This window comes from Flavobacterium poyangense, from assembly GCF_011751075.1.
In the GTDB taxonomy this organism is placed as follows: domain Bacteria; phylum Bacteroidota; class Bacteroidia; order Flavobacteriales; family Flavobacteriaceae; genus Flavobacterium; species Flavobacterium poyangense.
Map to the genome: position 1 here is coordinate 181,060 of NZ_JAALLN010000009.1, position 15,641 is coordinate 196,700.

The following is a 15,641-nucleotide window of genomic DNA, read 5'->3' on the forward strand; positions in this document are numbered from 1 at the left end:
CTCTTATGAACAAAAATACACCCTTAAATACAGGAATGAGTCCTGATTTAAAAATAGAAGTAGCTGTTATTGGAGCCGGAACTTCCGGATTATACACCGCTTATCGTTTAGTAACCGATAAAAAGTATACGGCCAGCGAAGTCCAAATCTTTGATATGAACAATAAACTGGGTGGTAGACTAGAATCGGTTATTATGCCGGGAATGAATTTCTGGGGCGAACTTGGTGGTATGCGTTACCTGACTTCACAGGAAATTGTGACCACATTAATTGAAGGCTACCCGCTTACTGAGCCGGATCCGGCCAAACGTATTCCTGTTCTCAATGACAGAATGACACCGGTCCCGTTTCCTATGGGAGATCCGTCAAAATTGTTAATGTATCTTCGTAAAGACCGTTGCAAACAAGATGCCTGGAACGTTGCTCAGGATGCAGGTGATAAACTAATCACCCGATATTACCTGAATGATGATGATTTGGGTTTTAGTTCAGATCAATTGTTCAATAAAATTATTTATGATGTTTTAGTTGCAGACCCCTGGGTAGTTCAGAATTACGGAGATAAAATTATTAAAGGAGATTCAATTTATGATTATTCTTTTGAATTAACCAGCAGAGATTGGGATGATATAAAACCTAAGCTGATATACAATTTCCCCGATACTCCCTATTACAGGCGTAAAGTAAATGATTTAGGATTCTGGAATTTGATTAAAGATCAGGTTTCAGAAGAAGGATACTCCTTTTTAGCGAATGCCGGAGGCTATTATTCCAATACAATCAATTGGAATGCAGCTGAGGCTTTTCCTTATATGGTGGGTGATTTTTCTGCCGGAACAGTTTACAAAACTATTGAAGAAGGGTACGACAGTATTGCTTATGCATTGGCTAATTCGTATACAGATAATGAAGGTGCGACTATTTGGGCTGAAAATAAGTTGTTGACTTTTACAAAAGAACATCCTTCAAGCCAAACACATAAATACGAATTAACTTTTCTAAATCTAAAAACCAATACACAGTGGAAAGTGTACGCTAACACTATAGTTCTGGGTATGCCGAGAAAATCTTTGGAGCTTTTAGATCAGAACAATTTCTTTTTTGATGTGAATGAAAATTCGGTTCTTAATGAAAATATCCGCTCTGTAATTATGGCGCCTGCCTTTAAAATATTAATGGGTTTTGATTACCCGTGGTGGAAAGAGTTGGGAATTGATTCAGGACATTCTATCACCGATTTGCCAATGAGACAATGTTATTATTTTGGAACAGATTCTGAAAATGACAATTCGATGTTGTTGGGAAGTTATGGCGATATGGTAACCCAAACCTTCTGGAAAGCCCTTTCCGATGACAGAATACTTTTTGAAGTGAGAGCTAACAAATCGGCATCATTAAAAGAACTGCATGAACTGGATGACGTTCAGGCCACCAAAATGATGGTAGACGAATTAATAAATCAACTTCGCGAATTGCATGGTTCCGATGTAACTATACCCGACCCTTATGTAACCTATTTTAAAGATTGGACAGACGACCCTTTTGGCGCAGGATACCATGCCTGGAAAGCCGGCTTTTCTGTAAAAAATGTAATGGAATACATGAGAAAACCCGATGCCAACGAACAAATCCATATCATCGGAGAAGCCTATTCAGATCAACAAGGATGGGTAGAAGGCGCTTTTTGTGAAGCCGAAAAAATGCTACAAAAATACTTCGGACTGAATCGCCCAATCTGGTTAAGCCCGACTTATTATTTGGGATGGTAACAGAAGGATATGAAAAGAAGATAAGAAGAGAAGCAAAAAAAATCCGTTTTTATCCGTGTCTTTACAAAGTAAACCCGCGTCATCCGCGTAAAAATAAGCGCTCCTATTATCCGCTATAAAATAAAAAGCGGTTAAGATTGAAAACTTTCAACTTAACCGCTTTATAATAAATCATTATTTAGAGGACTATTGCCCTGTATTTACAAATGGACTCTGGCAACATAAGACGAAACTGTCACTGAACCCGAATCATCTTTGACCGTATAAACGCCTAAGATAGTATTCTGATAAGCGGTATTGGCAGTCGTACTGCTTGCGTTCGGAAACTCAATATCAGACCAGGTTGCATCTCCAAAAGAGCCATCAGGGTTTCGTTTTACAGCCACTAACGATGCCCCCATATCATTTGCGCTAACCCAGTCGGCAGGCATATGATAGCCGTTGTCTTTGGCAGCAGTAATCCCTTCAAAATGATTAATTACTGACAAAGCCGTTTCGTTTTTGTAACTAAATGATTTTAAATTGCTGGTTTTCTTAGTTTTGGAATCATAATCAGCCAGAAAACCCTGACTCAGTTTCCCTGCTTCATCAGTAGAGTAGCCCCCGGCCAGAGTATAATGATCACCTCCGTTGTGCCAGATACCATATAAGGTAGTCGTTAAAGCATCGGGCACTTTAAAATCTGTATATTCTTTAGTGGCAACATCATATAAAAAAGCATATCCGTTTTTGTCGTTATCAACATCATAATTCCCAACTGCTATGCCTCCCATTATACTGTGAACGAATACGTTATTGGTATTACCTCCATTTGGTATTACCTGAATCCAGACTCCGGAGCCATCAACAGGTCCTTCATAATAAAAACCAAGATTCCCACTCGGAGCTTTACCACTGGAAGCTGATATTTTATAAGACCCTACGATTTGTACAGCGCCGTTTTGTCCGTTATTTGGTCCGTAACAAGACGTGTTGATTACTGTTGCTGTTGGCGTACTGGGGAAATTAATAATATTCCATTTGCCTTCAGTACCACTTCCTTTAAGTGGCCCTTCGTAAATTAATCCCTGAACAATTTCATTTTGGCCTATTAAACTGCCTGAGATGTACACATGATCTGATCCTGTTACACCTCTAACACCTTGTATGCTGGTTTCGCCACCGCTGGGGTAGCTGAATTCGGCATATTTTACGGTATTGACCTCTAAATTTATATTTTCTGACATGATTTCTTTTTGTTTGTTAGTATTACTTAAAATCTTGTTTTTAGCCTGAATTCAATTATTGAATAACAATATTGAATTAGAAAAAACTAATTCGTGAAAATTCGTGCAATTTGTGGCAAACTAATCGCTAAGAGTTGCTTTTTAGTTGAACGTTGTGGTACTAAAAACATCTTTAGGTGCATTTACCCAAAGTTTTTCTACTTCAAGTTGATGCAATTGCTCCTCAAGTTCTCTTCTAATCTCGCTATAAGCAGGATCGTAAGCCAAATTTGTAATTTCCAACGGATCATTTACCAAATCATATAATTCATATTGTTTAAAGTAAGCTGTAGCAGCATCAAAATAGTAATCAAATTTCCACTTTTCTGTTCTGATACAACGAATGCGATTAGCCGCTCTTATAATGTTCCAGGTGCTGTTAGAACCCGCCTTAATGTCGTCGTAAGTAAACAAAATACTGTGCTGAACAGGCGTGTTGTCTTCTATGATAGGCAACAAACTCGTGCCTGCAAGTCCAGTTGGCGGGTTGGCGACATTGGCTATCTCAATAAAAGTAGGAAGAATATCCGCTAAAGTTGCTAAGGCCATTGATTGTTTATGATCCCGATCTTTAAACAGGATTGGATTTGAAATTACCAGCGGTATTCTCAAAGCTTCTTCGTAAGCCACAAAAGTTTTCTGACGTAAGCCGCCATGAGCTAATCCCATTTCTCCATGATCAGATGTCATCGTTACAATAGCCGTATCTGCCAATCTCTTTCCGTTTTCATCTTCTCTGTATAATTCTTTAATAAAATAACCAAGTTCATTATCGACATGACTTAACAAATTGCCATAAAAATTAATATAATTTAGTTTTTCTTCAGGAGAAGCAATGGCGCCTAAAGTGAAAGCCATATTAATCAAAATCTGCTCCTGCGCCATTGGTTTTTTGTTTTCAAGTAAATTTTCACCTACGGTAGCCGGAAGCCCAATTTCTCTACTCGACCAACTATCCGGATGGTATCCTGAAGTAGCGGCTGTGTTCGGATAAGCCAAAACATCATGCGGATTTACCAGTGAAAGAATAAGACAATAGGGTTTATGATCTCCTGTCGCCCTTCTGGCCTTTACTTCTTTTAGATATCTTATAGCTTCAGCGGTATATCTTGCATCATGATTGGCATATCCGCCGCCAAAATTAAGTGGGTTAACATCTTCACCCGCATCCGGAGCCACCCAGCCCATTGCACCGTACAGTGAAATGTCTGCTGCTGTTAAGTCTTCGTAATTCGTTTTAGTCCCATTTGGTGCTACTCCTTTACTCATATGCCATTTACCTCTGTATTGTACGTCATAGCCATCGGCCCAAAGCACATTCATGAGATTCGGCAGAGAATTATCAAGTGTTGGTTCTTGCGGAGATAAAAGACCTCCTTCTGTTAAGGTTTGGCTTACACCATGTTTGGCCGGATAGATTCCGGTAAATAAAGTCGTACGGCTCGGAGAACACATACAGGTGTTGCAGAAAGCCCTGTCAAAACTAAATCCGTTCTTTTTTAGAAAGGTAAGGGTAGGAAGATTTTTTTCCTCCCATCCCGGTGGGAAATGTTGTGTAGCACGTTGCTCATCTGTAATAATAAGAATCATGTCCGGCTTTTCGCCAATTTGGTTAAGTTTGTCTTTTAGGTTCATTGTTTGTTGTTTTTAATGGTTAATAAAAAATATAATTATACAAGCACCGGATAGATAGCAAATGCGACCTAGCGGTTTAGGATAAACTAATAATCAACTGTTTCTGGAATTTTCTTAAAGAATATAGGCGTAGGTGATTGGTATTGGGGTATTCTAATTGTGCCTAATAACCATAAACAATAGCTTGGCTTTTAATCTTGTAACACACCTTTAGAAAGGATCAGCTTTTTATATTTCAATAAAATGTATGTTCGCTTTCTTTATTGGTTTTTTAGAAATGGCAGTTAAGAAATGCGGGCTTATTAAAAATCTATTGGGCAAAAATCAATAAGTGTAAAATAGGTTAGTTGTTGATATACAACTCACTACAAACTCGTTATGTAGTGTTTTATTTTGGTTTATAAGAATAAAATTACAATAAGAATCCAAGCCCACGCAACGTATAAATACCTGTTTTAGAGCATTATACCAAATAATTCAAGTTGCTAGTTGCTAGTTGTGAGATGTGAGTTTGAAATTTGATGCGTTTTGTTTTAGGGGTTTATTCTCTAAGATAAACATTGCGAGTAATAGAGTTTGTAAGAATTGTCGAAGTACAGTAATTACCAACAACTTCATGTTTGGTTCCTAAGTAAGATGTTAAATTATTGAAATAGAAATCAGTATTGTTTTTTTTTGCTTTTTCAGGCATTCTGTTCATTAAGGTTTGGTTGTTGTATAAAAACGGATAATTTCTCAGACTCCCTTTTTACATTTTACATTTCACAACTAGAAACTTGAGCTAAATAATAGTAAATGCTATTGCTTTCGAGTAAATAGCGGTTATAAGTATAGAAAACGGGTCCGTTTTTTGCACAATTTTCTATTTTTTTGTCTCATTTTTTCTTAGACTTTTTCAATATATTTGTAAGTAATAGGTGTGAAAAAGTCCACTATACAAATCTGGTGAAGAGGCATTACAAGTACTAAATAGCTGATAATTAATTATGGATAAAAGAGTAAAATTTGATTTCGAAATTTATTTCACAAACGGAGGAAGTATTAAAGGAGAAGACTTCCGACTTGACATTTCAGGAGACACGATTTCAGACAAAGAGCTTGCAGATTATATTGTAGAGGACTTACGACTGCTTATGGTCGGACAAACTAAAATACTGAATAAGGAGATTTTTAACGAAGCCCATAAAAGAAAGCCAATTGATGAAAAAATTGGAACAGAATTATTAATTGATCTAAGTCATACTATAGAGGATGGATTAATAACGTATAAAGGATTGCCTGCACCAATTGTTTGCGATTATTTGAGCAGAGAAAACTCAAAGCAGATTTATGAAGAAGGTACTGAGTTTCAAATTGGCAAAATAGAAATGGTTACCAATACGGGAACATATTTAGACTGTCCTTTTCATAGATTTGAAAACGGAAAAGATCTTTCAGAAATCGGATTAGAACATTTAACAGATTTGGAAGCAATTGTAATCAGAGTGCCCTTTACCGAAACTCTTGAAATAACCGAAAATCAGTTGAAGAATTATGAAATTAGAAATCGTGCTGTTTTAATTCATACCGGTTGGGACAGTTATTGGAATACTGAAAAATATTACGAGAATCATCCTTATCTGAACGAAGGAGCTGCCCGTTATTTAAAAGACTGCGATGTTAAATTGGTTGGTATAGATTCTCATAATATAGATTGCACCTCAGGAAAAAGCAGACCTGTACATACGACACTTTTGGGAGCAGAAATTTTAATTGTCGAACACCTTTGTAATCTGTCTTTATTGCCGACAGCTGGTTTTACATTTAGCGCAATTCCTCCAAAATTTAAGGGTGTTGGAACATTTCCTGTAAGGGCAATGGCAAAACTGACCAATAAAAGTTAAGCACTATACTTTTTTATTAATATCCAATTACAGATGAAACACAATTAAGTTTGTGAAAACATTCGTTGTGATATCTTGTTCCTTCAATATATTGCTGAGGTGACATCCCATATAGTGGCATACTAAGATCTAAATAGATTGCTTTAATGCTACAGGAAATTTCATGACTATTTTCAAGGGGAGTAAATTGTTTCTTATGTAATTCCGGTATAGCCGAAGAATTTATTTTGTCTAAATTTCCGTTTGGCATGGTTAGAGACTTTGAGTAGTTAAACACCTATATATATTTATGAAACCCCAACTTTTACTATACTTTACTTCTAAGTAGTTAATAGTTTTATTTTTTCAATAGCTATTTTATTGTCGTTTGCTACCTCGACTAATGCCAGAAGAATATCATTTCTGAGAATTATTTTGTTTCTTACATTTCTGATGATCGTTTTACTAGGTGATTTATGGCCTTTTTTTAGTAAACATTCAATAGTTAGTTCTACATAAGTATACGGTAAGTGCTCATCTATAAATTTATAAGCCTTTTCGTTATGCGAATACTCATCTTTGATCTTATTATTTTTTATTAAATTTGACATATGTTTATTATTTATTACTTAATACTACTATCTGAATTGTAAAAGTAAGAAAAATAATATACAAAATATGTCTTTTGTAATATTAAATATACAAATAGTTCTAATTTATAACAATTTTGAAAGATTATGTATAGCGAAAAATTAATTAAGTTCTTTAAAGCTAAAGGGCTTAAACAAAAGGAAGTTGGTCAGATTTTAGGTTTCAGTCCGGCCATGACAGGAAGATACTTACACGGAACCGCAAACATAGGCTCAGAGTTTTTAATTAGTTTGAGCAGGAATTTTCCCGAGTTAGACTTGAACACGCTTTTTATGGATGATAATAGGGAGCTTGACACCGTTGGTGAATCGGGAGAGAAGTATGAAAGTACTATTTTGACTGACATTTTAGAAATTGAAGACAAGTTACAATTGCTAAAAGAAAAATTAGCACGCATAAATGTCAAAGATTAAAAAAGCAACTTTTCCATGTAGCTTAGTGAACTTTGCGAGTAGTAAAAGCAAAAATATTGTGTCTTCCTATGTTTACCAAGTATTTTTTCGCGCAGATTTAGCAGATTTATTTGGATTGTTTTTATCGAAAAGATAAACAAAGGGATCTGTGTAATCAGCCAAATCTGCGTGAATAAAAATAGCTTAGCGAATTCTTTTTGATTAGCGAAAGCAAAAGTTTTGCGTTCCGTCTGCGGGGAAATTTTTTCACGCAGATTTAGCAGATTTATTTGGATTGTTTTTATCGAAAAGATAAACAAAGGTATCTGTGTAATCAGCCAAATTTGCGTGAATAAAAGTAGCTTAGCGAATTCTTTTTGATTAGCGAAGGCAAAAGTTTTGCGTTCCGTCTTTGGGGAAATTTTTTCGCGCAGATTTAGCAGATTTATTTTGATTGTTTTTATCGAAAAGATAAACAAAGGGATCTGTGTAATCAGCCAAATCTGCTTGATTAAAAGTAGCTTAGCGAATTCTTTTTGATTAGCGAAGGCAAAAGTTTTGCGTTCCGTCTTTGGGGAAATTTTTTCACGCAGATTTAGCAGATTTATTTAGATTGTTTTTATCGAAAAGAGAAACAAAGGTATCTGTGTAATCAGCCAAATCTGCGTGAATAAAAATAGCTTAGCGAATTCTTTTTGATTAGCGAAGGCAAAAGTTTTGCGCTCTGTCTGCGGGGAAATTTTTTCACGCAGATTTAGCAGATTTATTTGGATTGTTTTTACCAAAATAGTAAAACAAAAATATCAGCTAAATCAGCTAAATCTGCGTGAATTAAAAAACTTTGAGAATTGGTGAGCAAAAATAGCGTCATCTGCGTGAACCTTTGCGCCCTTTTCGGTAAAATCAACAGATTACTTACTCAATAATCTTGCTTTTGACACCTTTTATCAAAAGCCAGAAAACCATTGCAATTTCAGCAGTTGCAGATGTTATGCCCACTAAAATTCCGGTTTTAGAATGATACTCAGGAAACAGTACAAAAGCGGTTGTATCTATCAAATAACATATACCGCCAAGAATTAAAAGGATCCCCAATATTTTCGGGATAAATTTCGATTTATAAGTTAATTGTCCAAAAGGAATAAGCCACAGTCCCCAGAAAATCCCAATAATAACATTTCCATTGCTATACATTTTTAAGCTTAACATTGCCAAGGTGTTTTGCTGAATGGAAGAAAAGTTGGTCATAAAGTTTTCTTTCAGAATTAATAGTAAATAGTATTCATTAAAAATGATGAAAAAAGCTATTGGAACGCCAACTATAACTAAAGCAACCAAAGTCCGGGCTAAGTGAGCGCTGACATTCTTAAATAGGTTGTATAAAGTCAAAGCTAAAAAGACAAAGGTTGTTTGACAAACTAAATTGCTAAAGACTCCAAATCGGAATAATAATTCGTTATCTAAAATATTTTTTGAGGTCAGATTTACATCTCCACTTACAAATAATTGTGTTGGAACATACATAAGTCCAAACGCGCCCGTGATTGCAATTATCAAATACAATATACCGGCTATTCTTGCTGTTTTTTTTGCTGGGTTCATAGTTTTTTTTGGTTGGTTATTAAAGGAGTAGACGACTGCAATCGAAAAATGTTACAATCGGTTTTTTTAAGAGTTTTTATCAGAACTTTTAAAGAAGATAAGGTCAGGACAAAATACAATCTTATGTTAGCATACTTCACTAACGACATGCTGAATCAAGGAGTAAGTCATTTCAAAATGAACTTTATATTTTAACGATAAACACTTTTGTTAACTACTTAAGTGTCGATAGTGACATGCTTACAACCATCCCGAGTTGGTTTGTGATACAATTAACTTTGTTTGTATTTAAAATATCAGTAAACCAGATAATTAGTAACGTAAATTAATAAAATTCTTTCAAATATATATAAGTATTGTTAGTTTTAATAAAATTGTACGAATTTTACTATATGTTGATATTATTTTATAGAAGTGATAAAAAGGCAATGATTATCAATAGACTAAAACAGTGATAGGTTTTGTTTAAGAATAGTATAGAATAGTATTCGAATGTAGAGCAAGTAAACAGTTTGTATGACTAAAAAAATGAAAGCAATGAAAACAATAATTACAATAGGGGGCATTTTTTTTGCCAGTTGTGTGGGATATACACAAACCGTTCAGAAAATAGGGAATAATCCAATGGAACTTAATAGCTCAGCCGCTTTTGAAATCGAGTCTGTAACTAAAGGTTTTTTGCCGCCACGAATGACGACAGCACAAAGGAACGCCATTGTTCCCGTAAGTGGTTTGACAATTTATAATACCACAAGCGATGTCTTGGAAATATGGAATGGAAAGGATTGGTATAGTACTTCGTCTCGTGGGCAATATGTACCCCTTGGTGGAGGTACTATGACTGGTTTATTAACCTTGTCAAAAGATCCAACCTCGAATTTAGAGGCAGCTACTAAACAATATGTTGACACAAAAGTGACATCGGTCGCCGATGCAACAACCACAACAACAGGAAAAATACAATTAGCAGGAGATCTGTCCGGTACAGCCAGATCTCCCACAATTAAGTCGGCATCATTAACAGAAGCGGGCAAAGTTAGATTGGCAACTGAGACAGAAACGGCAGCAGGTACATCTACAACATTGGCTGTTCAACCGGCAGGATTGAAAGCGGAGTTAGAGAAAAAAGCGTCTATCGTTGCTCCAACATTCACAGGAGATGCCAAAGCAGTAACACCATTAGTAGCAGATAATGACACTTCTATTGCAACAACCGCTTTTGTAACTACAGCAGTAACCAATGGGAAGGACAATTTAGGGAATCATATTGTTCTACAAGATTTGAATATGGCAGGTAAAAATCTGATCATGAAAGATAGAGCGACAGCAAATATCAAAGAATTTCAATTGTATAAAAATCTGGGAAGATTTACGATTTATAATAAAGATAGAAATTTCGATGAACTTTTTATTGATGAAGTAACAGGTAGAACCACATTAAGTTCATTAGCAATCACGAAAGGTTCAGACAAAGCACTCCCAATAGCAGGTCAGGTTGCAACCGCGGCAGATGCAAGCGGTAATGTGGTGTGGAGATCAACTGTAGAAACTTTTTTCATCGATTTCGATTTAAATATAGATTTTACTTTCTCTACTACGACTAGTCAGTTGGTTGTTATCGATGGTCATTCAGCAACGACTAAGGCACTTTATCTGCCCAATAATGCTAAATCCGGTCTGGTACACCGTGTAATTAATCTATCATTTAGAACAGTTAAAGTTTATGCCGCAGATGGTTTCGCGGGAACTACCGGTACTATAGATTATAGAGATAGTAACTTGAATCAGTTAAGCTATAACTTAGGGGGCTATCAAAAGATAGAATTTGTTTTTTTCGACGGTAAAGGAGGCCTGGTGACACCTTCTTGGTATACTTTTTAGGAGGCATAGTAAGAATGTATCTTTAATTGTTTAATTTATATAAGTGCAAATTTTACTTAAATAGAGAGTACTATTAAGGGTACATTTTTATTGAATAATTCAAGTTGCCGGTTGATTACTTTGCTTAACCGTAATTAACTCAAGTTGCTAGCTGAATAATAATGTATACTGTAAAATGTGTATTGTAAAATGTGAAAAGTAATAAGTAATAAGTAATAAGTAATAAGTAATAAGTAATAAGTAATAAGTAATAAGTAATAAGTAATAAGTAATAAGTAATAAGTAATAAGTAATAAGTAATAAGTTTTGGTTAATTGACTACTATCTTACATCGGACGAACACATAGTTGTGTCAGATCACTGAAATTCTAACGCTTCAGTTAAAAGGAAGAAAATCCATTAATTAAAGCCTCGCTCTTTCAGACTATCATATCACGTTTTACATTTCACATTTTACAACTAGTAACTTAAATTAATTAGAAAAAAATCGTTTAAATCAGTGAAATCTGTGGCAGCTTTTATTTTTTGCCACTGATTAAAAGAATTAGAATGATTATTTCTTAGTTTAAAAATAATTCGTGAAAATTCGTGCAATTGCTTCGCCTGTTCGCTATCGCTCGAGTTGTGACGAGTTTTGTTTTTAGTCTGAACTCGATTGTTGAATGGTTACATTAATAGAATAATAATCAAGTTTAGGTTAAACAGTGAATTTTGCCGGATTTAAAGCTTTTTTGACTACTTTTAATTTTATAAAAACCTGTTTATGCTTTTATCTGTCAAAACTTCTTTCCTTATTGGTGGCCTTTTCTTCTTTGTTTCTGTACAAGCGCAACATGAAACTTATGCTTCAGCCCCGACATTAGCCGATACGACTTTTGTTAACCTGAAGGCATACAGCAATGATTTTGTATATGATATGAAATATGCAACTGAAGATAATTTTCTCAAAGCAAAAGTGTACGATTGTGCAGAATGTCTTTTGCGTTTAAAGACTGTTGAAGCCTTAGTTTCAGCCAACGCCGATTTTATGAAAGACGGTTATAAAATCAAGCTTTTTGACTGTTACAGACCCTTATCCATTCAGAAAAAAATGTGGGAAATTGTATCAAATCCGGAGTATGTTGCTGATCCAAAAAAAGGTTCCATCCACAATAGAGGAGGAGCGGTTGATATTTCGCTTGTTGATGCAACCGGAAAAGAACTGGATATGGGAACTCCTTTTGATTTTTTCGGAATTCAGGCGAGTCATAACTATACCGAACTTTCAAAAAAAGTACTTTCAAATAGAAAATACCTTAAAAAGGTAATGAAGAGACATGGTTTTAATTCTTTTGATTCGGAATGGTGGCATTATAATTTAAAAACGGGTTTGAAAGATGCCGTTTCGAATCAGAAATGGAATTGTGAGTAGTTAATTTAAGTTGCTACTAGTTGTAAAATGTAAAATGTAAAATGTATACTGTAAAATGTGATATGCTAGTCTGAAAGAGTATATATTTTGATTAACAGATTTTCTTACCTTTGGGCTAAGTGCTAAAATTTAGATAAATTGTTACTGTATTTCAGTGATCTGGCACAATCATATGTTCGTACAAAGTAAGATAGTAATCAATAAAACAAAACGTATTACATTTCACATTTTACAGTATACATTTTACAACTGACAACCGGAATTAATTATTGTTCCACACATCTGATGTTATCCATAAAGTACGTATTAGGATGATAAGTTTTACCATTCATTTCAGATACTAATTCACTTTTTACAATATAATCTTCGGTGTTGGTCAGGTATTTAATACGCATAATCGAAACCGGGGATTTTTTTAGATCTTCATAATTATCTTTCAGGAACATAAAAATACCGGTATTTACGCGATTGTCAAAACCTTTTTCGTCACGAATAAGAGTACCACAGGTTTCCTGATTGATATGTTTTAAAGTAACGATTTTTCCATTTTCTAGCTGCAGATATACTTTTGAATTTTGATCAAAACAATTTGCTTTTATAAAGTCTTTGCTTTTTTGTATCAATTGGAAGTTTAGTGTTGGTAAACCATCGGTCTGTGCTAAAGTAAAGAAAACATAATTGAAGCTTCCTCCAAAGTACTTCTCGCTCATCAGGAACTCATTTGTTAATTTATAACTACCAATGGAGTCATTGATGTTTGCGCTGTATTCACATGGTTTTTGTGCAAATGCTGTAAAGGTTAATAGAAAAAAAGTTAGTGTAATTAGTTGTTTCATTTTTAAGTTATTTTTCTGCAAATTAAAACTATTTTGTTATCATTTTTATCAGTTGTGAAAAAACAATAGAGATTTCCGCCATTTTTTATTTTCCACTTTTTTCTAATGTTTTCTACGGTGTCGGGAAAGTTTCTCGTAGTAACATTTGCCTGCTGATTTAACAGTTCCGTTTTCATATCGCTTTTGTTGTACGAAATGGTTTTTTCGATCTCAAAAACTCTTCCGGGAAAATCAATTAACTCGTCTGCAGTGTATAAATGCGAATGTTTGTGGAGTTTGTTTATTTGATATACGGTACTAACTTCATCAAAACCACCGGATTTCATGATCGCCGAATTGGGTTCGTACAAATATTTTTGAGGTAAATGATAAGTAGGGAAATCAGAATCATTGTCTAAAATAAACTCGAATGTTTCCTTTTTATCTTTTAAAAGATTAACTGTCTTAATCGTTATTGGACCTGAATACTGATTGTGAATTTCAAAAAGCAATTCTTTTACTTCATTTTCAAGTGCGATAATATGGATGTTTTTTACAAATTTTAATTCAGATAAACCCGCTGAAATATCTAATAGCGGAGCCGTTTTTATTAAAATTGAATTTGTTTTCTCAAAATAAAAAGGAAGCAATTCCGGAACATTTGGCAAACAATCCCTGAGCATAAATACTTTGCCTTTTGCATCATTTCTTCGGGACGGATCAATATACATCCAATCCCATTTTTGGTTTGATTCACTTAGGACTGTAGTAGAATCTGCTGCGTAAAAAATACAGTTTTTAACTTGTAGTTGTTCAAAATTATGTTTTACTATAGCCGATAAATCTTCATTGATTTCGCAATGAGCTATCGTTTCGAAATTTTTTGAAAAGTAATAATCATCTACTCCAAAACCTCCTGTAAGATCAATTAGACTTGCTCCCGAAATTAAAGACGTTTTATAAACTGCCGTTTTTTCTGAAGAAGTCTGTTCTACAGAAATTTTACTTGGATAAATAATATTCTCTGTAGAAAACCAGCTAGGCAGTTTGTCTTTTGCCTTAGATTTGGCTTCGACTTGATTTAAAATTAAAATCCAGTCTACTTCCGGAAATGGGTTTTTCTGAAGTGCTAATTTTGAAATGGAGACACCACTATTTTGAGTTATAAAGTCTTGAATAGGTTTGCTTAAAATAGAAATGTTCAATGTTAGATTCTTTCGGTTAATACAGAGACAATTTTGTTGTTAGGGAAAAACTCTTTTAAAATTACTTTTACCATAGTAAATACCGGAATAGCGATAATCATACCCACAATTCCAAAAGTAATTCCACTGATTAAAATAACCAAAAAGATTTCTAACGGGTGCGAATTTACGCTTTTTGATGATATTATAGGTTGGCTGATGTTATTATCAATGGCCTGAACTACTAAAAATCCAATGATTACATAAATTGTAGTTGGTAGAATTTCGGATTGAAAGTCTTTCCCGATTAAACTGATCATAGTTAGAATTCCGGCTAAAGTGGTACCTATAATTGGACCGATATAGGGAATCACATTTAAGATAGCGCACAAGAAGGCAATAACGAAGGCGTTTTTATTGCCGAAAATGATTAATACAATCAGATAGAGAATAAATACAACGGTTAGTTGTAATAATAGACCTATAAAGTATCGGGTTAGTAAATGGTTAATTTTAGTTATGGAGTTTAAAATTTTATCCTCATTGGTATCCGGAATAACTCTTCTGGCCTGATCTTTAAAAGTATCCTGATCTTTTATGAAAAAGAAGGTAATAAAGAATACAGAAACCAATCCCATACCCATATCGGCCATAAATCCCATAATCGAATTGATAAAACTTGTAAAATAACTGAAATCCAACATTGAAGTTATTTTGGATTCTTTCAGTACTTTATTTAAATCTACATGTTGAATATTGAAGTAAGTTTCAATACTTTTTTCCGTCTCTATAAATTGCTGTTGCAAATGATTGGTGTCTAACAAAGACAGATTATTGGCCTGAGAGATAATCAAAGGAACAAAAAGCAGAATAAAACCAATCAGCATTAAGATAAAGAAAATGATTGTAGTTGAGGCAGCCAGTGAATTACCGAATTTTAGTTTATTCTTTAAAAACTGCACCAAAGGATTTGCAATCAGGCATAATATCAGAGAGATACAGAGGTATACAATTACGGTTTGTATCTCGTATAAAAAGTATAAGAGCGCTCCGGTTAATAAAATGGTGGCAAGAGCTCTTAAAATTCCGTTTGATATTGTTTTCGATGTGATCATATTTGGGCTTTAAAATAAAGTAAATATAGGAAAAGCTTTTTAATTTATTGTGAATGCAA

At 34.4% G+C, this 15,641-nt stretch carries 12 protein-coding genes; 5 read left to right on the forward strand and 7 right to left on the reverse strand.

Annotation, left to right across the window (positions count from 1 at the left end):
• Nucleotides 1-5 precede the first annotated feature (5 nt).
• Entirely contained in the window at nucleotides 6-1,769 is a 1,764-nt protein-coding gene (locus G3A47_RS15090; protein WP_166923756.1) for a flavin monoamine oxidase family protein, read from the forward strand.
• A gap of 200 nt (nucleotides 1,770-1,969) precedes the next feature.
• Here G3A47_RS15090 and G3A47_RS15095 read toward each other — a convergent pair whose 3' ends face one another.
• Complete coding sequence (locus G3A47_RS15095; RefSeq protein ID WP_166923758.1) at nucleotides 1,970-2,995, reverse strand: hypothetical protein; 1,026 nt, start codon at nucleotides 2,993-2,995, stop codon at nucleotides 1,970-1,972.
• 141 nt (nucleotides 2,996-3,136) lie between these two features.
• Nucleotides 3,137-4,669 (reverse strand): sulfatase-like hydrolase/transferase, encoded by a 1,533-nt coding sequence (locus tag G3A47_RS15100; protein ID WP_166923760.1) that lies wholly within the window; start codon nucleotides 4,667-4,669, stop codon nucleotides 3,137-3,139.
• A gap of 986 nt (nucleotides 4,670-5,655) precedes the next feature.
• Between G3A47_RS15100 and G3A47_RS15105 the strand changes: the two genes are divergently transcribed.
• Nucleotides 5,656-6,552, forward strand: a complete 897-nt coding sequence (locus tag G3A47_RS15105; RefSeq protein ID WP_166923762.1) for a cyclase family protein — start codon at nucleotides 5,656-5,658, stop codon at nucleotides 6,550-6,552.
• Between the two features lie 320 nt (nucleotides 6,553-6,872).
• On the opposite strand, the gene G3A47_RS15110 is transcribed toward G3A47_RS15105, so the two are convergent.
• Nucleotides 6,873-7,142 (reverse strand): hypothetical protein, encoded by a 270-nt coding sequence (locus tag G3A47_RS15110; RefSeq protein WP_166923764.1) that lies wholly within the window; start codon nucleotides 7,140-7,142, stop codon nucleotides 6,873-6,875.
• Nucleotides 7,143-7,268: 126 nt separating this feature from the next.
• Between G3A47_RS15110 and G3A47_RS15115 the strand changes: the two genes are divergently transcribed.
• On the forward strand, nucleotides 7,269-7,595 hold the full coding sequence (locus G3A47_RS15115) for a helix-turn-helix domain-containing protein (protein WP_166923766.1): 327 nt from the start codon (nucleotides 7,269-7,271) through the stop codon (nucleotides 7,593-7,595).
• Nucleotides 7,596-8,489: 894 nt separating this feature from the next.
• Here G3A47_RS15115 and G3A47_RS15120 read toward each other — a convergent pair.
• On the reverse strand, nucleotides 8,490-9,176 hold the full coding sequence (locus G3A47_RS15120) for a DUF4386 domain-containing protein (protein ID WP_166923768.1): 687 nt from the start codon (nucleotides 9,174-9,176) through the stop codon (nucleotides 8,490-8,492).
• Nucleotides 9,177-9,713: 537 nt separating this feature from the next.
• Between G3A47_RS15120 and G3A47_RS15125 the strand changes: the two genes are divergently transcribed.
• Both G3A47_RS15125 and G3A47_RS15130 read left to right on the forward strand, forming a co-directional pair.
• Nucleotides 9,714-11,057: a hypothetical protein gene (locus G3A47_RS15125; RefSeq protein ID WP_166923770.1), complete on the forward strand. Its 1,344-nt coding sequence runs from the start codon at nucleotides 9,714-9,716 to the stop codon at nucleotides 11,055-11,057.
• A 763-nt stretch (nucleotides 11,058-11,820) separates the two neighbouring features.
• The gene (locus G3A47_RS15130) at nucleotides 11,821-12,468 is read left to right on the forward strand and encodes a M15 family metallopeptidase (protein WP_166923772.1); all 648 of its coding nucleotides are present in this window, start codon (nucleotides 11,821-11,823) and stop codon (nucleotides 12,466-12,468) included.
• Nucleotides 12,469-12,734: 266 nt separating this feature from the next.
• On the opposite strand, the gene G3A47_RS15135 is transcribed toward G3A47_RS15130, so the two are convergent.
• The 3 genes from G3A47_RS15135 to G3A47_RS15145 are packed head-to-tail and all read right to left on the reverse strand — an operon-like array spanning nucleotide 12,735 to nucleotide 15,582.
• Nucleotides 12,735-13,304 carry a hypothetical protein gene (locus G3A47_RS15135; RefSeq protein ID WP_166923774.1) on the reverse strand — a complete coding sequence of 190 codons (570 nt, stop codon included), beginning with the start codon at nucleotides 13,302-13,304 and terminating at the stop codon, nucleotides 12,735-12,737.
• Between the two features lie 2 nt (nucleotides 13,305-13,306).
• The gene (locus G3A47_RS15140) at nucleotides 13,307-14,488 is read right to left on the reverse strand and encodes a THUMP-like domain-containing protein (protein WP_166923776.1); all 1,182 of its coding nucleotides are present in this window, start codon (nucleotides 14,486-14,488) and stop codon (nucleotides 13,307-13,309) included.
• Between the two features lie 2 nt (nucleotides 14,489-14,490).
• The gene (locus G3A47_RS15145; RefSeq protein ID WP_166923778.1) at nucleotides 14,491-15,582 is read right to left on the reverse strand and encodes an AI-2E family transporter; all 1,092 of its coding nucleotides are present in this window, start codon (nucleotides 15,580-15,582) and stop codon (nucleotides 14,491-14,493) included.
• Nucleotides 15,583-15,641 lie beyond the last annotated feature (59 nt).

Excerpts from the sequence above, each read along its gene's own strand:
- G3A47_RS15090 (WP_166923756.1), top strand. The coding sequence starts at position 6 with ATGAACAAAAATACACCCTTAAATACAGGAATGAGTCCTGATTTAAAA.
- G3A47_RS15095 (WP_166923758.1), bottom strand. The coding sequence starts at position 2,995 with ATGTCAGAAAATATAAATTTAGAGGTCAATACCGTAAAATATGCCGAA.
- G3A47_RS15100 (WP_166923760.1), bottom strand. The coding sequence starts at position 4,669 with ATGAACCTAAAAGACAAACTTAACCAAATTGGCGAAAAGCCGGACATG.
- G3A47_RS15105 (WP_166923762.1), top strand. The coding sequence starts at position 5,656 with ATGGATAAAAGAGTAAAATTTGATTTCGAAATTTATTTCACAAACGGA.
- G3A47_RS15110 (WP_166923764.1), bottom strand. The coding sequence starts at position 7,142 with ATGTCAAATTTAATAAAAAATAATAAGATCAAAGATGAGTATTCGCAT.
- G3A47_RS15115 (WP_166923766.1), top strand. The coding sequence starts at position 7,269 with ATGTATAGCGAAAAATTAATTAAGTTCTTTAAAGCTAAAGGGCTTAAA.
- G3A47_RS15120 (WP_166923768.1), bottom strand. The coding sequence starts at position 9,176 with ATGAACCCAGCAAAAAAAACAGCAAGAATAGCCGGTATATTGTATTTG.
- G3A47_RS15125 (WP_166923770.1), top strand. The coding sequence starts at position 9,714 with ATGAAAACAATAATTACAATAGGGGGCATTTTTTTTGCCAGTTGTGTG.
- G3A47_RS15130 (WP_166923772.1), top strand. The coding sequence starts at position 11,821 with ATGCTTTTATCTGTCAAAACTTCTTTCCTTATTGGTGGCCTTTTCTTC.
- G3A47_RS15135 (WP_166923774.1), bottom strand. The coding sequence starts at position 13,304 with ATGAAACAACTAATTACACTAACTTTTTTTCTATTAACCTTTACAGCA.
- G3A47_RS15145 (WP_166923778.1), bottom strand. The coding sequence starts at position 15,582 with ATGATCACATCGAAAACAATATCAAACGGAATTTTAAGAGCTCTTGCC.